The organism is Smaragdicoccus niigatensis DSM 44881 = NBRC 103563, assembly GCF_000380645.1.
GTDB lineage: Bacteria > Actinomycetota > Actinomycetes > Mycobacteriales > Mycobacteriaceae > Smaragdicoccus > Smaragdicoccus niigatensis.
This window is the reverse complement of the sequence record NZ_AQXZ01000012.1, coordinates 160,459-184,039: the sequence shown is the minus strand read 5'-3', so window position 1 is coordinate 184,039 and position 23,581 is coordinate 160,459. Positions and strand designations below refer to the sequence as shown.

25 protein-coding genes are annotated in these 23,581 nt (G+C 64.6%); 11 read left to right on the top strand and 14 right to left on the bottom strand.

All coding sequences use genetic code 11. From position 1 onward, the window contains the following. Positions 1 to 116 precede the first annotated feature (116 nt). The 4 genes from F600_RS31505 (at position 117) to groL (ending at position 3,347) form a co-directional block, all read left to right on the top strand. On the top strand, positions 117 to 878 hold the full coding sequence (locus tag F600_RS31505) for a DUF998 domain-containing protein (RefSeq protein WP_018159526.1): 762 nt from the start codon (positions 117 to 119) through the stop codon (positions 876 to 878). Continuing rightward, positions 800 to 1,216, top strand: coding sequence for an STAS domain-containing protein (locus F600_RS31500; protein ID WP_156024422.1), 417 nt, complete (start codon positions 800 to 802; stop codon positions 1,214 to 1,216). The genes F600_RS31505 and F600_RS31500 overlap by 79 nt, the downstream gene beginning before the upstream one ends. Positions 1,217 to 1,318: 102 nt before the next feature. Then, positions 1,319 to 1,762, top strand: a complete 444-nt coding sequence (locus F600_RS27030; RefSeq protein WP_169798399.1) for a DUF5994 family protein — start codon at positions 1,319 to 1,321, stop codon at positions 1,760 to 1,762. A 13-nt stretch (positions 1,763 to 1,775) separates the two neighbouring features. After that, positions 1,776 to 3,347, top strand: a complete 1,572-nt coding sequence (gene groL / locus F600_RS0105145) for a chaperonin GroEL (protein ID WP_018159523.1) — start codon at positions 1,776 to 1,778, stop codon at positions 3,345 to 3,347. Positions 3,348 to 3,407: 60 nt separating this feature from the next. On the opposite strand, the gene F600_RS27025 is transcribed toward groL, so the two are convergent. The 7 genes from F600_RS27025 to hisD all read right to left on the bottom strand — a co-directional run bounded on the left by F600_RS27025 (position 3,408) and on the right by hisD (position 8,994). After that, positions 3,408 to 4,241 carry an inositol monophosphatase family protein gene (locus F600_RS27025; protein WP_040630609.1) on the bottom strand — a complete coding sequence of 278 codons (834 nt, stop codon included), beginning with the start codon at positions 4,239 to 4,241 and terminating at the stop codon, positions 3,408 to 3,410. Between the two features lie 7 nt (positions 4,242 to 4,248). After that, a complete protein-coding gene (gene priA / locus F600_RS0105135) occupies positions 4,249 to 4,983 on the bottom strand; it encodes a bifunctional 1-(5-phosphoribosyl)-5-((5-phosphoribosylamino)methylideneamino)imidazole-4-carboxamide isomerase/phosphoribosylanthranilate isomerase PriA (RefSeq protein ID WP_018159521.1) in 735 nt (244 codons plus the stop codon). 11 nt (positions 4,984 to 4,994) lie between these two features. Next, the gene (locus tag F600_RS0105130; protein WP_018159520.1) at positions 4,995 to 5,228 is read right to left on the bottom strand and encodes a hypothetical protein; all 234 of its coding nucleotides are present in this window, start codon (positions 5,226 to 5,228) and stop codon (positions 4,995 to 4,997) included. Next, entirely contained in the window at positions 5,225 to 5,863 is a 639-nt protein-coding gene (gene hisH, locus F600_RS0105125) for an imidazole glycerol phosphate synthase subunit HisH (protein WP_018159519.1), read from the bottom strand. The genes F600_RS0105130 and hisH overlap by 4 nt, the downstream gene beginning before the upstream one ends. A gap of 97 nt (positions 5,864 to 5,960) precedes the next feature. Then, positions 5,961 to 6,575, bottom strand: a complete 615-nt coding sequence (gene hisB / locus F600_RS0105120) for an imidazoleglycerol-phosphate dehydratase HisB (RefSeq protein WP_018159518.1) — start codon at positions 6,573 to 6,575, stop codon at positions 5,961 to 5,963. Further along, a complete protein-coding gene (locus F600_RS0105115; RefSeq protein WP_018159517.1) occupies positions 6,572 to 7,690 on the bottom strand; it encodes a histidinol-phosphate transaminase in 1,119 nt (372 codons plus the stop codon). The genes hisB and F600_RS0105115 overlap by 4 nt, the downstream gene beginning before the upstream one ends. Further along, on the bottom strand, positions 7,687 to 8,994 hold the full coding sequence (gene hisD, locus F600_RS0105110; protein WP_026306183.1) for a histidinol dehydrogenase: 1,308 nt from the start codon (positions 8,992 to 8,994) through the stop codon (positions 7,687 to 7,689). The genes F600_RS0105115 and hisD overlap by 4 nt, the downstream gene beginning before the upstream one ends. A 111-nt stretch (positions 8,995 to 9,105) precedes the next feature. Here hisD and F600_RS0105105 point away from each other — a divergent pair, with 111 nt between their 5' ends. Both F600_RS0105105 and F600_RS0105100 read left to right on the top strand, forming a co-directional pair. Further along, positions 9,106 to 9,537 (top strand): MarR family winged helix-turn-helix transcriptional regulator, encoded by a 432-nt coding sequence (locus F600_RS0105105; protein ID WP_026306182.1) that lies wholly within the window; start codon positions 9,106 to 9,108, stop codon positions 9,535 to 9,537. Continuing rightward, positions 9,537 to 10,952 (top strand): MFS transporter, encoded by a 1,416-nt coding sequence (locus F600_RS0105100; RefSeq protein WP_018159514.1) that lies wholly within the window; start codon positions 9,537 to 9,539, stop codon positions 10,950 to 10,952. Before F600_RS0105105 ends, F600_RS0105100 begins: the two co-directional genes overlap by 1 nt. A 45-nt stretch (positions 10,953 to 10,997) precedes the next feature. Here F600_RS0105100 and F600_RS0105095 read toward each other — a convergent pair whose 3' ends face one another. Continuing rightward, positions 10,998 to 12,347 (bottom strand): TMEM43 family protein, encoded by a 1,350-nt coding sequence (locus tag F600_RS0105095; RefSeq protein WP_156024421.1) that lies wholly within the window; start codon positions 12,345 to 12,347, stop codon positions 10,998 to 11,000. 115 nt (positions 12,348 to 12,462) lie between these two features. Then, complete coding sequence (locus F600_RS31495; protein WP_156024420.1) at positions 12,463 to 13,017, bottom strand: hypothetical protein; 555 nt, start codon at positions 13,015 to 13,017, stop codon at positions 12,463 to 12,465. Positions 13,018 to 13,188: 171 nt separating this feature from the next. On the opposite strand from F600_RS31495, the gene F600_RS0105080 reads away from it, so the two are divergent. From F600_RS0105080 to F600_RS0105070, 3 genes are all read left to right on the top strand, one after another. Then, entirely contained in the window at positions 13,189 to 14,766 is a 1,578-nt protein-coding gene (locus tag F600_RS0105080; protein WP_211220043.1) for an MFS transporter, read from the top strand. Then, the gene (locus F600_RS0105075) at positions 14,763 to 15,359 is read left to right on the top strand and encodes a TetR/AcrR family transcriptional regulator (RefSeq protein WP_018159509.1); all 597 of its coding nucleotides are present in this window, start codon (positions 14,763 to 14,765) and stop codon (positions 15,357 to 15,359) included. Before F600_RS0105080 ends, F600_RS0105075 begins: the two co-directional genes overlap by 4 nt. 88 nt (positions 15,360 to 15,447) lie before the next feature. Next, positions 15,448 to 16,014, top strand: a complete 567-nt coding sequence (locus tag F600_RS0105070) for a YdcF family protein (protein ID WP_018159508.1) — start codon at positions 15,448 to 15,450, stop codon at positions 16,012 to 16,014. A gap of 1 nt (position 16,015) precedes the next feature. Here F600_RS0105070 and nadC read toward each other — a convergent pair whose 3' ends face one another. From nadC to nadA, 3 genes are read right to left on the bottom strand one after another with little or no spacing between them, the layout of a single operon-like run. Beyond that, positions 16,016 to 16,867, bottom strand: a complete 852-nt coding sequence (gene nadC / locus F600_RS0105065) for a carboxylating nicotinate-nucleotide diphosphorylase (RefSeq protein ID WP_018159507.1) — start codon at positions 16,865 to 16,867, stop codon at positions 16,016 to 16,018. Continuing rightward, positions 16,864 to 18,408 (bottom strand): L-aspartate oxidase, encoded by a 1,545-nt coding sequence (locus F600_RS0105060; protein WP_018159506.1) that lies wholly within the window; start codon positions 18,406 to 18,408, stop codon positions 16,864 to 16,866. The genes nadC and F600_RS0105060 overlap by 4 nt, the downstream gene beginning before the upstream one ends. Before the next feature lies 1 nt (position 18,409). After that, positions 18,410 to 19,435: a quinolinate synthase NadA gene (gene nadA, locus F600_RS0105055; RefSeq protein WP_018159505.1), complete on the bottom strand. Its 1,026-nt coding sequence runs from the start codon at positions 19,433 to 19,435 to the stop codon at positions 18,410 to 18,412. A 53-nt stretch (positions 19,436 to 19,488) separates the two neighbouring features. Here nadA and F600_RS0105050 point away from each other — a divergent pair, with 53 nt between their 5' ends. Continuing rightward, positions 19,489 to 20,178, top strand: coding sequence for an NUDIX hydrolase (locus F600_RS0105050; protein WP_026306180.1), 690 nt, complete (start codon positions 19,489 to 19,491; stop codon positions 20,176 to 20,178). On the opposite strand, the gene F600_RS0105045 is transcribed toward F600_RS0105050, so the two are convergent. Beyond that, positions 20,175 to 20,696, bottom strand: a complete 522-nt coding sequence (locus F600_RS0105045; RefSeq protein ID WP_156024419.1) for a hypothetical protein — start codon at positions 20,694 to 20,696, stop codon at positions 20,175 to 20,177. The genes F600_RS0105050 and F600_RS0105045 overlap by 4 nt on opposite strands. A 153-nt stretch (positions 20,697 to 20,849) precedes the next feature. Here F600_RS0105045 and F600_RS0105040 point away from each other — a divergent pair, with 153 nt between their 5' ends. Beyond that, a complete protein-coding gene (locus F600_RS0105040; protein WP_018159502.1) occupies positions 20,850 to 21,950 on the top strand; it encodes a P1 family peptidase in 1,101 nt (366 codons plus the stop codon). Here F600_RS0105040 and F600_RS27020 read toward each other — a convergent pair. Further along, on the bottom strand, positions 21,939 to 23,486 hold the full coding sequence (locus F600_RS27020; RefSeq protein ID WP_018159501.1) for an FUSC family protein: 1,548 nt from the start codon (positions 23,484 to 23,486) through the stop codon (positions 21,939 to 21,941). The genes F600_RS0105040 and F600_RS27020 overlap by 12 nt on opposite strands. Positions 23,487 to 23,581: the final 95 nt, after the last annotated feature.

The window sequence follows — 23,581 nt, the reverse complement described above, 5'->3', positions numbered from 1 at the left end:
GTCCAACTCCAGTTCACGCCGACTACCTGGTGTTGTCAAGGCTGTAGGCATACACTGCATATATACACCGTAGACACGAGCCGACGGATGAAGTACCCATTCGTCGGGAGCACACGTTGAAATCACAGGCCAGTCGATACGGTGCGGCAGGTCTCGCCTGGAGTCTCGCCTTCCTCTACCTTGCGTCCGAGATCGTCACCGCCTACGCCTGGAAGGTCCCTTACAGCTTCAGCCGGGATTCGATCAGCGACCTCGGCGTCACGGCATGTAGTGCGATTCTCTGTTCGCCGTTGCATCTACTCATGAACGCAACGTTCGTCGTCCTCGGGCTTCTGACGATTGTGGGTGCCGTTCTCTTTCGCGGAGTACTCCCGCGCGGATACCGCCAATGGTGGCTTGGTTCGCTCTCGCTCATCACGGGACTGAGCACGGCGGCGACCGGACTGGTTCCCTCCAGCGACGGCATCGTCGCCCATCTCCTCGCCGTGGTCCCGGCTTTCGCATCCCGTCACGTCGTACTGATTCTTATCGCGGTGTGGCTCTGGCGGCAGCGGAGAACCGTCGCGGTCTGGTCGGCAGCGTGCGCCGTGAGCGGGATTGTCGGGGTTGTCTTGCTCGCCGGGTCAGTCGTACAGATCGGAATCAGCGAACGACTCGTGCTCTATCCGCTTCCCATCTTCATGGCCGTGACCGGACTTGCCGTTCTCGCCACGACCGTGACCAGGTCAGTCTCACGTCGACGCGCCAGAAGCGCCCCCGTCGTGCCTTCTCCTCAACAAACACTCCTTCGGAGGTATTCATGTCCTTACACCGCTCCGCCGAATACGTTGCCGGTCTTCGCAGCGACGTCGTCCACCGCGACGGGCTCACGGTTTTGACCGTCGCCGGAGCGGTTGATCTCTCGACTGGCGACGAGTTCCGAACGCACCTCGCCAACGCGATAGATGACACGACACCAACCGTCGTCGTCGACCTGTCGGGCGTCGACTTCTTCGGGCTGGTCGGGCTCGAGGTCCTCTTGGACGTCCATGCGCAGATTTCGGCCACCCACGGACTCCGACTGGTCACCGGCGTGCGGTCGGTGGATCGCGTGCTCGACGTTGTCGGCGCGGCGGGGTCCATGGAAAGGTTCGTCAGCGTCGACGCTGCACTAGCCGATTTAGGGACCCAGAGCGGGCCGCCCGCGTCGCCGTCGGACGATCATGTATCGGTGTAACCTGAGCAGTATCAGGGGCACTTCGCGCCCGGCCACCTTTGGCCGCGCCGTCCCCGATTCGAATGATCTGGCCCCTCGCAGCCGGAGTCTGGAGCGTCTGTCATGACGCGTCAAATGCAGTCTCAAGAAACTGAAGCCCGTGTCGACCTGAAGCCGGCCCACTCCAATACCGGTTCTGTCGACGGGGCCTGGTGGCCACGCAGCCGTGACCTCGCGACGGAGGTTCCGACCCTCATCAAGTCGCTCGCCGGACGACTCAGTCCGACCGCGCGGTTGGTCTACCACCTTCCCTCGTGGGACACCGCACCTCGTCGATTCGAAACCGGCGGCCGCAACGTCAAGCTCGACGGATACCGCTTCCAGCCGATCAACACGGTCTACGTCGTCGGCACCGATCGCGATCGGCTTGTCCTCCTCGTCGTACCACCAGGCACCGAGCCGGCCGATGCCCAGTCGATGATGTCCTCTGCCTCAACCGCGGACAACGAGTCGACACCAAGCCAGCTCCTCGAGCTGGACCATTCCGCACGCTCGACCGCGAACTGAAGGCCGGGGACACATGCCGAAAGTCATCGCATTCGGCGAGAATGCGCGACGCGCGCTACAACGCGGCGTCGACAAGCTCGCCAACACCGTCCGCGTCACTCTTGGCCCGCGCGGTCGCCACGTGATCCTGGCCGAAACGTACGGCCGACCTCTGGTGACCATCGACGGCGTCAGCGTGGCGCGCGATATCGAACTCAGCGATCCCTTCGAGAACATGGGCGCGCAACTCGTCAAGAGCGTCGCCACAAAGACCAACGACGTCGCTGGTGACGGAACCACGACCGCGACCGTTCTCGCCCAGGCCATGATCCAGGTCGGCCTGAAATATGTTGCGGCTGGAGCTAACCCAATACACCTTGGAAAAGGCATCGAGATCGCCGTCGCGCGGGTGACCGAGTTTCTGGCGGCGGCCGCGACACCGGTCGAAGACAAACTCGCCATCGCGAGTGTCGCGACAGTGTCGTCCCGCGATGAAGAGATCGGCGCGCTGGTCGCCCAGGCGCTCGTTGCGGTTGGTCCGGACGGCGTCGTCTCGGTCGAGGACTCGCCCTCGATCACCACGGAAGTCGTCCTCAGCGACGGACTGCAATTCGACAAGGGTTACTTGTCGCCGTACTTCGTCACCGACGCCGACTCCCAGACGTGCGTGCTCGAAGACTGCTTGGTGCTGTTGCATCCCGGGCGGATCGCCTCAGTAGCCGATTTCCTGCCACTGCTGGAGAAGATCGCGTCTGCTGGAAAGCCGGTCCTGATCGTCAGCGAGAATCTCGAAGGCGAGGCGATGTCCACGCTGGTGGTCAATGCGATCCGCCAGACCCTCAAGGCAGTGGCCGTCAAGCCACCGTACTTCGGAGCTCACCGCGCGTCCTTCTTCGGTGACCTCGCCGTCGTGACCGGCGGTACCGTGATCGCCACCGAAACCGGAATCAGCCTCAGCGACGTTGGCCTTGACCTGCTCGGCAGCGCGCGCCGGATCGTCGTCACCAAAGACAAGACCACGATCATCGACGGCGGCGGATCCGCCGAGAGCATCCAAAGTCGGATCGCCGAACTTCGGTTCGAGATCGGCCGGACCGAGTCTTCGCATGATCGCGACAAGCTCGAAGAACGACTCGCCAAGCTCTCCGGCGGCGTGGCCGTCATCCGGGTAGGGGCTCCGACGGAGACCGCACTCAAGGAGCGCAAGGATCGTGTCGAGGACGCGGTGAACGCAGCCAAGGCGGCGGTCGCGGAAGGCATCGTGCCCGGCGGCGGAGTAGCTCTCATGCACGCCCGCAAAGCACTCATCGGGCTTGGCGACTCATCGCGCGGGGACGAAGCACTCGGCATCGATATCGTGCGCAGGGCGCTCTCGGCTCCCCTGTTCTGGATCGCCTCGAACGCCGGCGTCGACGGCTCGGTCGTGGTGAACACCGTGGACGAGTCCGACGGCAACTTCGGGTTCAACGCAGCCACGCTGATGTACGGCGATCTCCTGGATGCGGGCGTGATCGACCCGGTGAAAGTGACGCGCTGGGCGGTCGTCAATGCGGCTTCGGTAGCCCGCATGATCCTGACGACGGAATGTGCCATCGTGGAAAAGTGATCCGGATGCTCACGACCCTCGGCCATCTGGCGACCGTGAAGCCGCTGGCCGGGGCGCAACTCAGTTATCGGAAATGCGCCGCAGACTCTTGTCACTGCAATGAGTTGAGGCGATGACGTCCATCAGCTCGTCATGGACCCGCGGTGCGGCCGCCACCATCGACGTCGACTCGATCGTCCACGGCTCACCCGCCAGATCGGTGACGATGCCGCCCGCGGCTTGAACCAAGAGTGCGCCGGGCGCGTTGTCCCACGGATGGAAGCCGAACACGATGCTGCCGCCGAGTGCACCTGCAGCGGTGTAAGCGAGGTCGATGCCGGTCGATCCGGAAATCCGGATTCGGTCGGTCTTCGCATTGAGCTTGTTGAACAGTTCGAGCCGGAACGCGGGCGAAAGGAACTGAGCCATCGGAGGTGTGAACACACCGAAGCCGATGAGAGACGTTGCGAGGTCCCGCGGTTCCAGCATGGGCAGCGGTTTGCCGTTCTTCATCACGGGACCGCCCTCGAGTGCGGCGTACTTCTCCCCCGTCAACGGCATCCAGATGAGGCCGATGATCGGCCTGCCCTCGTGCACGAGGGCAAGCAGCGTCCCGGCGAGCGAAATCCCAGCCGAATAGTTGAACGTTCCGTCGATCGGATCGAGCACCCACGTCGTACCCGCGTGGATATCGGGCCCACCGAATTCCTCACCCAGAACGGGGATGCCCGTGCGTTCGCGGAGTTCGGCGGAGACGATCCGTTCTACTTCGAGGTCTACCGAGGTCGCGAAGTCGGCGTTGTCCTTCGACACCGCACTCCCCGCGCAGAGACCGTCGACGAATCGGTCCCACACGAGATCGAGCACTTCCGACGCTATCCCCAGCAACTCCTGGGGGTCCCTGGTCAGACTCACGGCGAACTCAGCGAGCGACGGCAGCGAGCGCTTCGCCAAGGGTGAAACGTCCTGCGTACAGAGCCTTTCCGATGATCGCCCCCTCGACTCCGAACTCAGTGAGTTCCGAGATCGCGGTGAGGTCGTCGAGAACGGAGATACCACCCGAGGCGATGACCGGAGCCTCCGATGCCTCGCAGACATCGCGAAGCAGTTCGAGGTTCGGACCGGTCAACGTGCCGTCCTTGCTGACGTCGGTGACGACGTAGCGCGAACAACCCTGCCGTTCGAGGCGCTCGAGCGTCTCCCACAAGTCGCCACCGTCGGTGACCCAGCCACGACCGCGGAGACGGTACTCGCCGTCGATCAGCCGGACGTCGAGACCGACCGCGATGCGCTCGCCGTACTTGGCGATCGCACGCGCGCACCAGTCCGGGTCCTCGATCGCTGCGGTGCCGAGATTCACCCGGGCGCAGCCCGTGGCCAGCGCCGCTTCGAGAGACGCGTCGTCGCGGATGCCGCCGGACAGTTCGACCTTCACGTCGAGCTCGCCGACGACCTTGGCGATGAGGTCGCGATTCGAACCACGACCAAATGCCGCATCGAGGTCCACGACATGGACCCATTCGGCGCCGGCGCTCTGCCACGCGAAGGCAGCATCGCGTGGGGAGCCATAGCCGGTTTCCGAGCCGGCTTCCCCCTGAACAAGGCGCACAGCTTCGCCGTTGGCCACATCAACGGCAGGCAGAAGAACGAGACTCACGGCGCTAGACGCTACCCGTTGTCCGGCTGATTGTTGATCTCGGGATCGGCGTTCGCCCGGTCTAGCAGGCGGTTCGCGACGAACCCCATCGCCGCGATCGACCCAATGATCCCGCCGAGAGCGATCGCCAAGCCGACCTTCGGCCCAGGTCCGAAGGCCAAGATGACCACACCAGACGCAACGAGGACGAGCATCCCCGCACCCAGCGTCAGCCCGGCGAAGACTCCGTACGAGAACTTCTTCACAGCGACCTCACCCAGTTCCGCAGCAGCTTCGCGCCGGTCGCACCGGACTTCTCCGGGTGGAACTGAGTCGCCGACAGTGCACCGTTCTCGACGGCCGCGAGGAACCGGCCGCCATGCTCGGCCCAGGTGAGCTTCGCCGGCGCGAATCGCTCCGACGGCTCCATCTCCCAGCGCTGCGCGGCATAAGAGTGCACGAAGTAGAAACGCTCGTCGGGCGCAATGTCTTTGAAGAGCACCGAATCCGCCGGAGCCTCGACGGTGTTCCAGCCCATGTGCGGTAGCACCTGGGCGGGCAGTCGCTCAACGGTTCCCGGCCATTCGCCGGCACCCTCGGATTCGATTCCGAACTCGACGCCCCGCTCGAACAGAATCTGCATACCGACGCAGATACCCAGAACAGGACGCCCGCCCGCGAGTCGCTGGCCGATGATTCGCTCACCGTGAACGGCCTTCAGACCATCCATGCATGCCGCGAACGCACCGACGCCGGGCACGACGAGACCGTCCGCGGCCAACGCAACCTTGTGGTCCGAGGTGACCTCGACTTGCGCACCCGCGTAGATCAGCGCGCGCTCGGCCGAGCGAATGTTGCCCGACCCATAGTCCAGGAGGGCTACCGATGGAGCCTTCGACACAGTTCCAACCTATCTCTGACGGATCGGTGCTCTGCCGGCGTCGTCATCGCTATATATCGATGACAGCGCCATGGGAGCACCGTTTCGTCCAGCAGTTTTAGAGAACACCCTTGGTAGACGGCACGCCACTCGTCCGCGGGTCGAGTTCGACCGCGGCACGCAACGCACGAGCGACGGCTTTGTACTCGGCCTCGGTGATGTGGTGCGGGTCGCGGCCGTACAGCACCCGAACGTGCAGCGCGATGCGCGCGTTCAGGGCCAGCGACTCGAAGACGTGCCGGTTGATGACCGTCGAGTAGTCGGCACCGCCGTGACTCGGAATGATCGTGTGCAGCATCTGATCCGGCTCTCCGACGTGCACACAGTACGGACGACCGGAGACATCGACCGCGGCGTGCGCGAGCGTCTCATCCATCGGAATGTAGGCATCACCGAAGCGGCGGATTCCACGCTTGTCTCCGAGTGCCTGTCCCAAGGCCTGACCCAGGACGATCGCGGTGTCCTCGACCGTGTGGTGCGCCTCGATCTCGACGTCTCCGGTGGACTGAACCGTCAGATCGAAACCGCCGTGCTGGCCGAGCGCGGTCAGCATGTGGTCGAAGAACGGCACACCCGTCGAGATGTCCGTCTTGCCGGTGCCGTCGAGGTTGAGCTCGACGACGATCGACGATTCCTTGGTGGTGCGTTCGATCCGGGCGATCCGGTCGCTCACTGTGTCTCCTCCAGTTCACTGCTCACCAGCAACTCGCTGACCCTGAGCAGCTCATCGTTCTCGCTGACGAGGCCAATCGTCGCACGTAGATAGCCAGACAGCCCGACATCGCGGATCAGGACGCCGTGGTCAAGGTAGCGCTGCCACGTCCCGGCTGCATCTGAAAAGTGGCCGAACAGAATGAAATTCGCGTCACTCGGGACCACGTCGTAACCCCACTCGCGCAGCTTCGCCGACACGCGATCGCGCTCGCGCGACAACTCGGCGACGGTGCCCAGGGTCTCGGACGAGTGCCGCAGGGCAGCTCGTGCAGCGGCCTGCGTGACGACCGAGAGGTGATATGGCAGGCGTACGAGAAGCATCGCATCGATGACCGCGGGCGCGGCCACCAGGTAGCCGAGTCGACCGCCGGCGAACGCGAACGCCTTGCTCATCGTGCGGCTGACGATGAGCTTCGACGGGAAACGGTCGATGAGGGTGATCGCACTCTTCTCCGACGAGAACTCGCCATAGGCCTCGTCGACGACAACGACGCCCGGCGCTGCGTCGAGAATCCGTGACAGTTCGTCGATGGTCAGGCTGTGCCCAGTCGGATTGTTCGGGCTCGTCACGAAGACGACGTCCGGCCGATGCTGGTGAATAACCGCGACGGCATAGTCGACGTCGAGGCTGAAGTCAGCCCGCCGGTACGCCTCGATCCACTCGGTGTTGATGCCGCCCGAGATGATCGGGTGCATCGAGTACGACGGCACGAAGCCCAGCGCAGTCCGTCCCGGACCGCCGAACGCCTGGAGGATCTGCTGCAGGATTTCGTTTGATCCGTTTGCCGCCCAGACGTTTTCGACACCCACGTCGACGCCGACCTGCTTGGTCAGGTAGTTGGCGAGATCCGCGCGAAGGTCGACCGCGTCCCGGTCGGGATAGCGGTGCAGCTCCCCCGCGACCTTGCGGATCGACTCGGCGACATCATCGACGAGCGCGGCCGAAGGCGCGTGTGGGTTCTCATTCGTATTGAGTTGGACGGGCACCGTCAACTGCGGGGCACCGTAGGGCTTCTTGCCGCGTAGCTCGTCGCGCAGCGGCAGGTCGCTCAGCTCTACCGATTTTCCGATCACTGCAAGCTCTCGAATCGAAGGCGGACCGCCTCGCCGTGCGCGGGCAGGTCCTCCGCTTTGGACAGGGTGATGACGTGGCCGGAGACGTCCTTGAGTGCGGCTTCGTCGTACTCGACGACGTGAATGCCGCGCAGGAACGTCTGCACCGACAGGCCCGACGAATGTCGTGCGCAGCCGGCCGTCGGAAGGACGTGGTTCGATCCGGCGCAGTAGTCGCCGAGGCTGACGGGTGAATACGCACCGACGAAAATGGCACCGGCCGACCGAACCCGGGCCGCAACCGAACGCGCATCGACCGTCTGGATCTCGAGGTGCTCGGCGGCGTACGCGTTCACGACCTTGAGGCCCTGTTCGATGCCGTCGACGAGAACGATCCCGGACTGGGTGCCGCTCAACGCGATGGTCACGCGTTCCTGGTGCTTGGTCAGCTCGAGTTGGGCAGCGACCGCCTTGTCGACCGCGTCCGCGAGCGCGACCGAATCGGTGACCAGCACCGAAGCCGCCATCGTGTCGTGTTCGGCCTGGCTGATGAGGTCAGCGGCGACGTGCACCGGATCAGCGGTGTGATCAGCGAGGATCGCGATCTCGGTCGGGCCGGCTTCGGCATCGATACCGACCATCGACCGGCACAGACGCTTGGCGGCGGTCACGTAGATGTTGCCCGGTCCGGTGATCATGTCGACGGGCTCGAGGCCGACGTCTCCATAGGTGAGCAGCGCGATGCCCTGCGCACCACCGACGGCCCACACTTCGTCGACGCCGAGAAGCTCTGCGGCGGCGAGGATCGTCGGGTGCGGCAGGCCCCCGAACTGTTCCTGCGGCGGGCTGATGACCACCAGCGATCCGACCCCTGCGACCTGCGCCGGTACGACATTCATCACGACGCTCGAGGGGTAGACCGCATTACCGCCCGGCACGTACAGGCCGACGCGCTCGACCGCGACCCAACGCTCGGTGACCGTCCCGCCCGGGACGACCTCGGTCGTGTGGTCGGTGCGCCGCTGGTTCTCGTGCACCTTCCGAGCGCGCGCGATCGATTCTTCGAGAGCCGCCCGGACGGCGGGATCGAGCTCGGCCAGGGCCTTGGTCAGCTCTTCGGCCGGGACCCGAACCTGAGCCGGGCGAACCCGGTCGAACTTCTCGCAGAACTCCAGGGCAGCTTCGGCACCGCGCTCGCGGACCGCGTCGACGACCGGACGAACCACAGGCAGGACTGAATCGACGTCGACGCCGCCCCGCGGTAGCGCAGCACGCAGTTCAGCGGTGGTCGGCGTCTTTCCACGCAGGTCGAGCCGGGCGAGCATCGGCATGCAAGATCCCTTCACAGCAGTCGGGTACCTACCGATTATCTCAGTTCCGTCGAGCGGCTTTTGCAGTGCATCGACAGGATTTAGTTGTGCGCATACAATAGTTGTATGCATGAAACTACTTCGTCGACGCCGGCCGGGCTTTGGATGACGATGAATGCGCTGGTTCGCGACAACAGCGGCGGCACGTACGAGCGAGTCGGAGCACGAATCAACATGCCCTTCAGCCGTTTCCGCGCTTTGCGCCGCCTCGAAGCGAAGTCGCGGACCCAGCGGGAGCTCGCGTCGATGATGGGCGTCGATGCCCCCGCGATGACCGGCATCGTTACCGACCTCGCCGAACGCGGCCTCATCGTGCGCGAGGTTCACCCGACCGACGCCCGCAGCAAGATCGTCACGATCACCGAAGCCGGTCGCCAGATCCTCAACGACGTCCGCACCTCGCCGGGCATCGCGCCGTCGATGTTCGACGTGTTGTCGACCGAGCAACGCCATCAGCTCGCGACGCTGCTGGACCTTTTACGACAGGAATCCGAATGATGAGCGTCACGACACTTTCGGCGCCGATCCAGCCGCCGGAGCTGAGCCCCGGCCGCCGCATGCTGATCCTCGGAACCTGCTGCCTGAGCTTGTTCATCGTCGGCATCGACGTGGCGGCGGTCAACGTCGCACTCCCGTCCATCAGCCACGACCTGCACGCCTCACCCACCCAACTCCAGTGGGTCGTTGACGCATACACGCTCGTCCTGGCCAGCCTGCTGATGCTCGGCGGATCCCAAGGTGACCGCTTCGGTCGCAAGCGCGTCTTCCAAATCGGGTTGACGCTCTTCGCCGTGGGATCGCTCGCGTGTTCACTGGCCCCGACCGCGGGGATTCTCATCGCGGCCCGGATGCTGCAGGCGATCGGCGGTTCGATGATGAATCCGGTGGCGATGTCGATCATCACCAACACGTTCATCGAGCCGCGCGAGAGGGCTCGGGCGATCGGGGTGTGGGGCGGGGCCGTGGGCTTGAGCTTGGCGCTCGGACCCGTGGTCGGCGGTGCACTCGTCACGGCGGTGGACTGGCGGGCGATCTTCTGGATCAACGTCCCCGTCGCGATCCTGGCTATCGCGTTGACCGGACTGTTCGTCCCGTCGTCGAAAGCCGCACGGCCGAGGCGCTTCGATCCGCTGGGCCAGATCCTCGTCATGACGTTCCTGGCCTCGCTGACCTACGCGATCATCGAGGGAGACCAGCTGGGCTGGACCTCGCCGACTCCGACCACATGCTTTGCCGTCGCCGCAACCTCGCTGGCGTTGCTGATCATCGTGGAATCCCGGCAGGCCGAGCCGCTCATCGACCCTCGCTTATTCCGGAGCCTGCCCTTCTCAGGCGCCGTCTCCACGGCGATCCTGGGCTTTGCGAGCATGGGCGGATTCCTCTTCCTGAACACGCTTTATCTGCAGCAGGTACGCGGATTCTCCCCGTTGGGCGCCGGCTTGATGACATTGCCGATGGCCGCGGCAACCGCGGTTGTCTCACCGATCTCGGGTCGAATCGTGGGCAGTGTCGGTCCCCGTCCACCCCTGCTTGCCTCGGCCGCGTTCATCGGGCTGAGCGCGCTCATGCTGACCAGACTGTCCGACACGACGTCCTTTATCTATCTGGGCGCTGCATACCTGGCCTTCGGCATCGGGTTCGGGCTCATGAATGCGCCGATCACGAACGCCGCAGTGGCGGGGATGCCGCGCGCGCAGGCGGGCGTCGCGGCCGCCATCGCCTCGACGAGCCGACAGATCGGCGCCACCCTGGGCGTGGCGATTCTGCCTGCGGTTGTGTTCGGGCAGATACACGGGAGCGTGGGCGAAGGCTTGGCGATCGCGTCTCGTCCGGCGTGGTGGCTCATGGCCGCAGCCGCAGTCCTGCTGTTCGCAATCGCGCTGGGTTCGACGCGCCGGACGCTTGTGCCGTAGATCTGGTGGACGCGGTCCGGGACCACGCACACCGAATTATTTGTGTCAGACCAGCCAGGGAACGACGGTCACGAAACCGCCGACCAGCGCGGTCATCCCAGCGGCGAACACGAGGCGGCGTTTCCAACTCGCCGGAATGTATCCGCTGACGAATACGAGCCCGCCGAACAAGCATCCAAAGGCAAAGGTGCGCTCGAACCACCGCTGGACGAAATCTTCACGATGTTGGTTGGTCATCGTCATCCCGATCAGTTCCCTCGCTGACCGGTCACCGCTGGCGATCTCCAAGAGCCGAACATCAGAAGCTGCCTCGAACCAAGCGAGCGAACGTCCACTCTGTGTCCCAATCGCGGAGACAGTTGGCGCACGAATCGCCTCGTACCAAATCCGTACGTCACCGATCTGCGGATTCTCGGGATCAACTACTGTTTCGAGTCGATCGCCGACGCGGCGGGTCGACCGACCGAGAACGTGCTGAATGCGGTCAACTATGGACTGGTCGAGATTTACGGTCTGCGGTTCACCCTGCAGTCGCGCGAGCGTCTGCGAAGGCAACTGCCAGTCGCCTACCGTCCCATCAAGCGCGAACACCCGCCCCGGCAACGGCATCTCGAGTCCGCCGTTACGCGATCGGCGGGAGAGTTCGGATAACCAGCGTTTTCGATCGTAACGCTTTCCCCCCTCTGATACCGAGAGCCACTGAAGCATCTCCACACGTCGAACCAATTTCGGCGCCTCGACACTCACTCCGAATTCAGAGTCGACCGCGATTCCCGGAGCATTCAGAGGGCCGAAGATCCGCACCGGCTTTCCCTCGAAGGCCGGGTCAATGTGGTTGATGTCAACCGTCGTGATCTGGTTGCCGATGTTCAACGTGTCCGTCGTTCGCCCGAATTCAGTCTCGAAATAGAACATGAGCCCTATCGCGATCAGAACCCAGATGATCCCGCCCTTGCGGTGTGCGATCACCCAGTCGCCAATCTTGGTTTCTGGCTGACTCGGCGTCTCTCTCATCGCCTTATCGGCGGGGTTCTCCTTACCCCAAAGCCGCCAGAACACGGTATCCAGGAACGCAACTGTCACAGCAGCCCCGAGGCCGACTCCGAGGACGACGAGTGCGGATGCAAGGTGCCCTTGAATCAGGCGCGGAACGGCCGCGGCGATGCCAATTCCCGTGGCTGTCAGCGACAGTGCGAGGGCAAACATCCGAACGCCGGTGAGAATTGAGGTGCCAAGGACCGCGAGCCCCACCGTAGCTGCACGTGCCAACCAATTCACATCGCCGGTCGTGACCGTCGAATGTTCGACCCACCCAAAGCCAACGAAGCCGGTCAGCCCAACGATGAACCCGAGCGCCACGAGTGCGTCCCGAATCTGGACCTTTGAAAGTCTCAAAATTCGCCACCGCCCAAACACGCGACGGAACAGCGCAAATGCGCTCACTTGCAATTGTCGCGCCAAACAGCGCAGGAATAACCGCACTTACCGCGGGTTTTCCTGCAGTCTCGACCTAAACCCGTCCCAACAGATCGTTCAGCGTGTGCCGGTCCGCCGACAGGAACGGTTCGACCTCGACCCACGTCCGCCGAGCGCCTTCCAGGAAACCTTCGGCATAAGCGGTCGCGGTCCATTCACCAGCCTCGACATTCAGCCCCGTCGCGGGTGACGACGTATTCGACAACCACGCGTAGAGCGACGTGTCCGAAATCTTCCATGTCTTGCGCAGGCTCGTGCCGGACTGCTTCCAGCTGTAGGCATTCCAGGGATCGTCAGGATCGGCCACCACGCCCATCCGGCCTTTACCGATCAGGTGAAGATCGGCGAGATCCGCTGCGGTCGTGGCCCATTCGCGACCGTCGGCAATGCCGTCCTCGCGTTGACCGTCGCGGGAATGAGCCCGCAGGCGAATCGCGGCCTCGATCAACGATCGTTGACCATTGGGGTCCTTGCCGCGCAGTTCGACCGCGCGCAGCACGGCGGACTGGCAGATCTCGGAAACGTCGATGCCGGCTCTGCGGGCTCGTTCGGTGAGTTCATCTGGAAGGACGACAGTAACTCGTGACACTTGCGCCTCATCCCTCTCAATAGAGTACTGATTTCACACGATAGGCCCGTTAGCTCACAAATTGATGGAGGCGCTGGGAACAGGATTCGATACGCAACGGTTGCGTAATCAGTAGACAGCCAGCTACTGTCATACGAAACGAGTCGTACCCGTATCGAAAAGGCACCTATCGTGACGCAAACGCTCCCCGAGCATCCACATACCGTGGACCACCACGCCACCGGCGGCCATCCGCGCCGTTGGGCCATCCTCGCCGTCCTCGTCGTCAGCCTCCTCGTCGTCGTCCTCGACAACACCGTCCTCAACGTTGCGCTGAAGACCATTCAGGTCGACCTGGACGCCACTCAGAGTCAGCTCGAGTGGGCGATCAACTCCTACACACTCGTCTTCGCCGGCCTGCTGTTCACGTGGGGAATTCTGGGCGACCGCTTCGGCCGCAAACGAATCCTCATGATCGGCCTGACGCTCTTCGGTATCGCCTCGGCGATGTGTGCCTACGCGTACAGCCCGGAGTCGCTCATCGCGGGACGCGCGTTCCTGGGCTTCGCTGGTGCCGCAGTCATGCCGGCAACGCTCGCGATCATCAGCAACGTCTTCGAACCGAGCGAACGCCCGAAGGCAATCGGCCTGTGGGCCGCGTCCGTCGGTATCGCAGTCGCCCTGGGCCCGATAACGGCCGGACTCCTGCTTCAGTACTTCTGGTGGGGCTCGGTCTTCCTCATCAACATCCCGATCGTCATCATCGGCCTCGTAGCGATCCTGCGCATCGTGCCCGAGTCGAAGAACCCGAATCCGGGCCGAATGGACCCCATCGGAGTTCTGCTGCAGGTCGGCGCGCTGGTCCTCATCACCTGGGCCATCATCAAGGGCGGCGAGCTCGCTTCCATCACGGATGAGAAAGTCTGGGTGCCCGGCCTCGCTGGCCTGGCTCTGCTGATCGCTTTCGTCTTGTTCGAACTGAAGTCCGACCACCCGGCGCTCGACGTTCGCTTCTTCAAGAACCCGAAGTTCGCCGCAGCCAACGTCACCGTCGGTCTCTCGTTCTTCGCGATGATGGGTGTGTTCTTCTTCCTGACCTTCTACCTGCAGATCGTCCGGGACATGAGTGCGCTGGAAACCGGCTTGTGGATGCTTCCGTTTGCCGCCGCACAGCTCATCGCCGCCCCGCGGTCAGCCAAGCTCGCGCAAACCTACGGCCCTCGCAACGTCATCATGGTGGGACTCACGCTCGTCGCGATCTCTCTCGTGGCACTGACGTTCGCGACCCCGACCACTCCGATGTACGTGCTGGGAATCTTCTTCTTCCTGCAGGGCTTCGGTATGGGCAACGTGATGCCGCCGGCAACCGAGCTCATCCAGGGCAGCGTTCCCCGCGAACAGGCGGGAACGGCGTCGGCGATCAACAACACGATTCGCCAACTCGGCGGTGCGCTCGGTGTCGCCGTTCTGGGTTCGGTCCTCTCGGTCGCCTACCGCAACGAAGTCAACCCGTTGCTCGACGGTCTGCCCGCCCCGGCGCGGGAAGCCGCGGGTGAGTCCCTCGGCGGTACGCTGCAGGTCATGGCTCATGCCGAGCCGGGCAGGCTCGCGCAGGTCAAGCCGGATGTGTTCAACGCGTACGTCGACGCCATGCACCTCACCGCCGGTCTGGGCGCCGCACTGACCTTGGCGTCGGTTGTCCTCCTCGGGTTCTGGCTTCGCACGCCGTACGCACCCAAGCACGCTGTAAAGGAGCACGTCGCACAGTGACCGACACTGTCGAAACCGGCCGGCCCGCACGCCCTGCGGGTCGGCCTCGCAGCGCCGAAGCCGACGAGGCGATCATCTCGGCGGCGCTGGAACTGGTGGCCAATCGCGGCATCGGAGCGGTGTCGATCGAGGCGATCGCCACGGCCGCCGGAGTCGGCAAAACGACGATCTACCGCCGCTGGGAGAACAAGGAAGCGCTCATCGTCGACGCCCTGGCGTCGATCCAGGACCCGCCGCCGAAGCTGGCCGGCACCTCAGCTCGAGACGATCTGGTCCTCCTTGTCGACTACATCCGTCGGCACAACGAGGCGCTCTCCAGCAAGTTGATGGCGTGCGTGATGACGGAAGCATCGGACGAACTGCGCGAGGTCTACCTCAAGCACATCATCGAACCGCGGCGTGAACTCATGCGTGAGGTGCTCCGGGATGGCATCGCGAACGGCGAACTCATCCCCGATCTCGATATAGAACTCACACTTTCGCTGCTCTCGGGTCCGATGCTGACGATGGTCAAGATCTGGAAAATGCAGGTCGCACCCGATACGGCCGAGCGGATTGTCGACGCGGTGTTGAACGGGATCGCGCGTCGGTAGGTCGAACGACAGACAAATCGACTCGTTGCCGGTGGCGAACCGGTCGAGTGTCGAATAATGTCCGGGTACCTCGAGTCGAAGGGGCCGTGTGGCAGAGATCGTGAAACTGCGCAGCCGGCGCACTCGAACGTGGCTCATCTCGGTGGCAGTCATCGTCATCGCGCTGGTGGCGGTCGCGGTGAAGGTCTACGTGTTTCCCCGATCGGACCAGGTCCACAAGGCCGACGTGATCTACGTCCTCGGCTCTGGCAATATCGAGCGCTACGAATTGGGCGCGCGTCTGTACAAACAGGGGTACGCCCCGAACCTCGTGTTCTCGATACCGCCCATCGGCAAGAACCATCCGGGCTGCCAGGAGGCCCTCGATGGTGTCTTTGCGCAGTGCTTCATCCCGCAGCCACCCACGACCCGCGGCGAGGCAGCCGAGCTCGCCCGCATGTCAGCCAAGCACGGGTGGAAGAGCGCAATCGTCATCACGATCAATCCCCACCTGATCCGGGCGGAAACGATCGTGCGCAAATGCAATAGCGGCGACCTGATGTTCGTTGGCGTCCAGCCGCATATCGGCCTCGTTGCCTGGATTCGCCAGATCGGTTATCAGACCGGCGGTTTCGTCAAAGCCTGGTTCGAAACCGACTGCAACGCACTGCTCTAGTTCACATATCGAGGCCGAGGTCGAGAACCTTGACCGAGTGCGTCAGCGCGCCCACGGCCAGGAAATCGACACCCGTGCCGGCATAGTCGGCCGCGACGTCGAGCGTCAGCCCACCCGAGGATTCGAGCTTCGTCTCCGGCGACACCTTGTTTCGGCGTTGCACGGCCATCTGGGTCATCCACACCGGCATGTTGTCGAGCAGCACGAGCTCCGGCTTCTCCGGAAGTATCTCGTCGAGGTACTCGAGTCGATCGACCTCGATCTCGCATTTGATCGTGGGATTGGACGCGCGGACGGCACGCAACGCCGCGATCGGCGAACCCGCCGCAACGATGTGGTTGTCCTTGATGAGCGCCTCATCGCCGAGTCCCATCCGGTGGTTGACTCCCCCGCCCGCGCGCACCGCGTACTTCTCGAGTGCCCGAAGACCGGGCAGGGTCTTGCGGCTGTCGCGGATCTTGCAGGTGGTCCCATCGACCGCGTCGACCCACGCCGACGTTGCGGTCGCGATTCCGGACATGTGGCACAGCAGATTGAGCATCGTGCGCTCGGCGGTCAGCATGCCCTGCACTGGTGCTTCGATCGTGAGCACGACATCGCGTGGCTGCACCCGCGTGCCGTCGTCGATGCGGGAGAGCACCGCGTAGTTGCCGGCACCGAGCACAGTGTCGAAAACCCGCAGCGCGACGTCGATTCCGGCGACGGTTCCCGCCTGGCGGGTGATGACCGCACCCTTCGACACCAGATCCGCGGGCACGGTGGCCAACGACGTGATGTCCGGTCCATAGCGCAGGTCCTCATCGAGTCCGGCGGCGATCGCCCGGTCAACGTCTTGCCATTCCAACTCGCTCATGCGCGCACTCCAACTGCCTGCGTGGGCTCCAGTTGTCCGTCTTCGATCGCGTAGCGCCGGCTGAAGCGCTGGTCGTCACTGGTTTCCGGATAGTCCGAACGCGTGTGGCAGCCGCGGCTCTCGGTCCGTGCCGTCGCCGCCGCGAGAAGCGCCTGCGCAGTCAACGTCAACGCCGCATCCTCGAGTGCCTCTTCGGTATTGGTCTGCAGCAGCTCGGCCTGGGCGATCGCCTTGGCGGCCACTTCGAGACCCAGAGCATCGCGAACAACCGAGGCATTCAATGTCAACGCATCCTGCAGGGCTTGCCGATTCAGCACCGGGGCAAGTGGGATTGCGTAGTCGCCGCCGGTGGTCGGCGTCCCTTTACGTCCGGCCGCGACAAGGCCCGCCCGCTCGCCGACGACGAGACCTTCGAGCAGGCTGTTCGACGCCAGGCGATTCGCGCCATGCAGTCCAGTGCGCGCAACCTCGCCGGCAGCGAGAAGCCCCGGCACGCGCGTCTGGCCCTGAACATCGGTGACGACGCCACCGCATTGGTAGTGGGCCGCCGGCGCGACCGGAATGAGGTCCGTCTGCGGATCGATCCCGGCCGCGAGGCAGGACGCGGTGATCGTCGGGAAGCGTTGCGCGAAACCACTGATCGAACGGGCATCGAGGTAAACGTGGTCGATGCCGAGCATGTGCATCCGTGCGTGGATGGCCTTGGACACGACGTCGCGAGGCGCGAGGTCGCCTCGCGGGTGCACACCCTTGGTGATCGAGTCACCGTTGGGGTCGACGAGCTTGGCGCCCTCGCCGCGAACCGCCTCACTGATGAGCGGTCGCCGACCGACGCCGCCCGGAGTGAACAGAACCGTCGGGTGGAACTGCACGAATTCGAGGTCGGCGACCTCCGCTCCGGCGCGAAGGCCGAGGGCGATGCCGTCGGCGGTCGCGCCGGGCGGATTCGTGCTGCAGGCGAACAATTGACCAGAACCACCGGTCGCCAGCAGTACGGCCGGCGTGTGGATGAGCCCGATCCCCTTCGTCGAGAGAACCACGAGCCCGCAAACGCCATTCGGGCCGGTCGCCACATGTGCCGCGGCCGCGCCGAACAGGACCGGCATACCGGCGGCGTTGAGGGCACGCTGCACCTCGGCGCCCGTCGCGTCACCACCGGCATGGATGATCCGCCGCGTGCTGTGTCCACCCTCACGGGTCCGCGAGACCTGGCCGTCGCGTCCGAGGTCGAAAACCGCGCCGAGGTCAGTCAGCGCTTCGATCGCACGCCGACCACCCTCGACGATCGATTCGACCGCAGCTTCGTCACACAGTCCCGCGCCGGCTTCCATCGTGTCGTACACGTGAGACTCGACCGAGTCGCCCGTCGGCGCGACAACCGCGATGCCGCCTTGGGCGTACTGCGTCGCAGTGTCGGTCGGGCCGCCTTTGCTGACCGTCAGAACCGACGCTCCATGCCGAGTCGCGGCCCGCGCGGCGGTCAGCCCCGCGACGCCGCCGCCGATAACGACGACGTCCGCCGAGGCTTCCCAGTCGTGCATCTCACTCGCCTCCGCCGGGAGTACCGATGGCGATCATGCGCTGCACCGACTTTCGGCCCTGAGCAGCCATCTCCGGATCGACGTGAACCTCGTCCGTGCCGGTCGCGAGGCAACGCAGCAGAGCCGTGGGGGTGATCATCTTCATGTACTTGCACGAAGCACGGTCATTGACCGCCTGGAAGTCGATGCCGGGCGCAGCCTTGCGCAGCTGGTGCAGCATGCCGATCTCCGTCGCAACCAGAACCTGCTTCGAGTGCACCTTGCGCGCTTCGTCGATCATTCCGCCGGTCGACAGGATGTGGACGCGCTCCTTGGGGAAGAAGCCCTCACCAGCGAGGTACAGCGCCGAGGTCGCGCAGCCGCACTCCGGGTGCACGAAGAGTTCCGCGTCCGGGTGGGTCTTGGCCTGGTCGGTGAGCTCATCGCCGTTGATGCCGGCGTGCACGTGGCATTCGCCCGCCCAGATGTGCATGTTCGTGCGACCCGTCATGCGCTTGACATGCGCGCCGAGGAACTGGTCCGGCAGGAACAGCACTTCGGAGTCCGCCGGGATCGAGTTCACGACATCCACCGCGTTCGACGACGTGCAGCAGATGTCGGTCTCGGCCTTCACCGCAGCGGTGGTGTTGACGTACGAGACGACCACCGCGCCCGGGTGCTCGGCCTTCCACGCGCGAAGTTCATCGGCGTTGATCGAGTCAGCCAACGAGCAACCGGCCCGCGCATCCGGGATGAGAACCGTCTTCTCCGGGCTCAGGATCTTGGCGGTCTCGGCCATGAAGTGCACACCGCAGAAAACGATCGTGCTTTCCGGAACCTCAGCCGCGATGCGCGAGAGCGCCAGCGAGTCGCCGACGTGGTCGGCGATGTCCTGAATCTCCGGCAGCTGATAGTTGTGCGCCAGGATGGTCGCATTGCGCTGGCGTGCGAGTCTGCGCACTTCAGCGGCCCAATCAGCGTTGGCCTCGATACCCGAGTAACCCGCAGCAGTGTCAGTGATCTGCGCGAGATCCAGAGTCGTCGTCATCGCTGTTCTCCTTCCGAGCGACAATCTTAGGTTTTCGACTTATGATCGAAAACATGCCCCATCGTACCACCGTTCATGAAACGCTCACCGCAGTGTTCCAGGTTCGTAAGTTTGCGGACGGTCCGGAACTGGCCGTCTTGCTGTGGCAGCGTGCAATGGAGCCCGAAGTGGGCGCGTGGTCCCTTCCCGGCGGCACGCTGGGGGACTACGAGGATCTCGACACGTCCGCCCGGCGCCAGCTTGCGGAGAAGGTCGACGTTCAAAAGGTTGCGCACCTCGAGCAACTCGCAGTGTTCAGCGATCCGAACCGGGTGCCCGGGCCCAGGCTCATCGCCTCGACGTTCCTAGGCCTCGTTCCCCTGACCGCGGACCCGCAACTGCCGGCCGACACCAGCTGGCATCCGGTGTCCGCCCTCCCCCGCATGGCCTTCGACCACGGCACAGTCGTCGCCCACGCCCGCAACCGGCTCGTCGCGAAACTGTCGTACACGAACCTCGCCTACGGCCTCGCCCCGGCTGCGTTCACGATGTCGACCCTGCGCCAGATCTATTGCGCAGCATTGGGATACGAGGTCGACACGACCAACCTCCAACGCGTTCTGAGCCGTCGTGGAGTGCTCACGCCGCTCGACACCGTCTCGGCTCCGGGCCGGGCGGGCGGACGACCGGCGAAGATGTACCGCTTCACGGACTCGACCCTGCGGGTCACCGACGAGTTCGCTGCGCTCCGACCGCCGAGCTAGAAGCGCGAGCGGATCTTTCCGATGAGTTCGACATATTTGTCGTGTGCGTTGTCGGCGCTGCGGAGAGTGGTGACCTGAATTTCGCAGAGGCGCTTGTCCAGCACGAACATCGCCGTCCCGGCGTTGGTGAACTTGATTCCGTCTGGTCCGTCCTCAAACGTGTAGGCGCCAGAGGGGTCGTCGGGCACAACGTCGTTGATCGCCGTGTCCGGGCTGCCGATGTTGAGCGACACCGACTCGTACGTGTCGGAGTTCCGCCACTCGCACGCCGCACCGTGCTGCGAATCACCGCTCGGCGTACCGGCGGCGGTGGAATCGATCAACGGCGAAATCTCGTCCGCAGTCAGTAGCGAGCACGGCTCGGTCCATTTACCGGCCGTCGGCGAGACCTCGCCACTTTCTCGCGCGGCTCCCGCGGGTTGTCCGCCCGACTGCGACACCGGTTCCGAAGAACAAGCGACGCCAAAAGTGATCACGGCGGTGAGGATCGGCACAACCGCCAGCCGATGTGGTCTCATTGTCCGATTATCTGTCGTCGCGAGCAGCACCGGCCGATAACCGCCGGATCGGCACAATCTGGGCAGGTGGGTCCGACAACCTGGGGCAAGAGCACGCTTTGACCTGCGGAAACCCACCGCGAGACGCACGCCTGTCCAAGTAGGCTCCACAACGTGCGCACTGGAGATCGAAACAGTCTGACCGACGTCGCCGGGCTCCTAGTAGGGCACTACACCGAGCTCGACTCGGATGCATCGATGGGTGCCGGAGCCGCCACCGGCTGCACGGTCGTACGTGCGCCCGGCGGGGCCACTGCCGCGGTGGATGTGCGTGGCGGCGGACCAGGCACGCGCGAAACAGACCTTCTGGACCCCAGCAATACCGTGCAGCAGGTCAACGCGATCGTGCTGGCCGGCGGCAGCGCTTACGGCCTGGCGGCTGCCGATGGCGTCATGCACTGGCTCGAAGAGCACGGCGAAGGAATCGCCATGGCCCCACCGGGCCCGGATGGCGCATTCGTCGTGCCGATCGTGCCGGGGGCGGTCATCTTCGACCTCCCCGTGGGTGCTTGGCGCACGCGACCGACGGCGGAGTTCGGATACCGCGCGGCCGAAAGCGCTGCGGTCGACTTCGCTTGCGGAACCGTCGGCGCAGGTACGGGTGCGCGCGCCGGTTCGCTCAAGGGCGGCATCGGAACCGCGAGCGTCGTGATCGAGGACGGCCCCGCCCGCGGCATCGTTGTCGCCGCGCTCATGGTCGCCAACCCGGTGGGCTCGGTCTACGATCCGCGCACCGGAGTACCTTGGGGCGCAATGGCCGACGGCATCGAGTTCTTCGGGCTCGGCACCCCCGACGGCGCCGACGTCGCGGCCGCGAGATTGCGCAGTCCCAAAGGCACGCTGTTGAACACGACGATCGGTGTGGTCGCAACCGACGCGAAACTCAGCGCAGGTGGTTGTCGCCGAATGGCGATGGCAGGTCACGATGGCCTGGGCCGTGCGATCCGTCCGGCCCATTCTCCGCTGGACGGTGACACGATCTTCGCCCTCTCGACAGGTTTGACCGAATCGGCAACCGGCGACGAGCAGGGAGACCTGCCGGTTGCCCTCGGGCCGGCATTCCTTGCCGAACTCCCCCGCGTCGACGCCGTCTGCGCCGCCGCCGCGGTCTGCGTCGAACGGGCGATCGTCAACGCGGTGCTCGCGGCGACGGCGGTCGCGGGCATTCCGTCCTACCGCGATTCGTTCCCGTCCGCGTTCGGATCACGCGCGTAGTCGCTCGGCTTCGGCGCGCAGCTCTGCCATCAACGCCGGTGCGACTGTGCCGAGCGCCAACACCCGGAAGCCCAGGTCATCGATTGCGGCGTGGCGGGGCCACTGCGCGATCGTCCACTCACGTTCGTTGAACATCGCGTCGATTCCGGCCCGCATCGAACCGGCGATCTCGAAGTGGAGCTCGCCCAGCTGCCGCACATCGCACTCGCGTGCGCTTTCCAGTACGCGCCGGTCAGTCCATAAGAGGATTCGCCGGTGGGCACGTGGAAACGTGACCCAGAAGCACACTGTCGCAACGGCTACGCCCACGATCGTCTCGACCACGCGCTCCCCGACCAGCGTGGTGATCGAACCGTGGGGATGCGCGGAGTCACCGATGAGGAGCGCCAGCGGGGTAATGAAGAACACGGCGATGCCGTAGTTGCGCGCGACGAACAGCTCGACGACGAACTGCAGCACCAGGAGAACCCCGATGAGAGCCAACCCGGTCGGCGCAAGTTGATGCAGGGCCGCGAAAAACAGCACTCCACCTAAGGTGCCGACCAATCGGTGCAGCGACCGCACGACCCCGCGCACTCGATCGAGTCCCTGGTTGAGGATCAGCACCGTCGCGTAGATGGCCCAGTCCGGTCGACCGAGCCCCGCGACAACTGCGACAGAGCCGCTGATGAGGCACCCGACCATCAACCGCAGAGTGGTGACTGTCGCGTGCGAATCCAAATACAGCGCACGCCGTAATCGGAAGCCCAACGACGCGCGTTCCCAATCGACCGCACCATTGTCGACATCCCCGTCGGCGATCCGAGCGATGGATACCGCCCACTGGCGCTGGGCCGCATCGAGCTGAGCGAGCAAGCCCGAATCCAGAGCGCGAGCGTCTCTCAAGGCCGTCCGGGCCGCCATGAGAGCGGTGGCGACGTTGTGGCGATCGGTCAGAGTCTCCGCCTCGCCCCGGGTCACGAATACTTCGACCGCCTTCACCGCGGCGTTCGTGACGGTCGTTTCGGGGCGGGTCGCGTCGCGCATCGCGCCGGCCATCGAGACCAGCACAGACGACGCCGACCCGATGACCGCGCACGCCACGATCTGCCCAATCGATATGCCGTGGCGTGCCAGCAGCATCGCGACGCCGCAGATCATGACGAAGAAGAACGAGCCCGGCGGGCCGAACCGGATCGCGTCGACGACGAATGTCGCGGTACACGCGACCGCAGTGAGCACCACGACATCGACGATCGACGGGGCCCCGGAATGGCCTACTGCGGCGCCGACCAGCGCCGCGGAGATGAACCCGATCCCCGCGAGCGCGACGATGACCCCCCGCACCCGATAGGGGCGTCCCTCGCCGAACATCACCGAAAACGATCCGAGGGTCACCGCGACGGCAAGTTCGGCATGACCCGCGACCGTCAGGATTGCGGCCGGAATGCCGAACGCCAGCGCGGCGCGCGTCGCAGCCGACCACCTAAATGCACCCGGCACGATGTGTACAAGCAGGTCACGCGCCCGAGGTACCGACTCCGGTGCGAACGTCACTCTCCTGACGGTAGCGGTCTCGGGGTCCCCTTTGACCGAGATGTGAGCACATCCTCCGCCTCAGATACCTCGATCCTGTGCATCGACAAACCGGC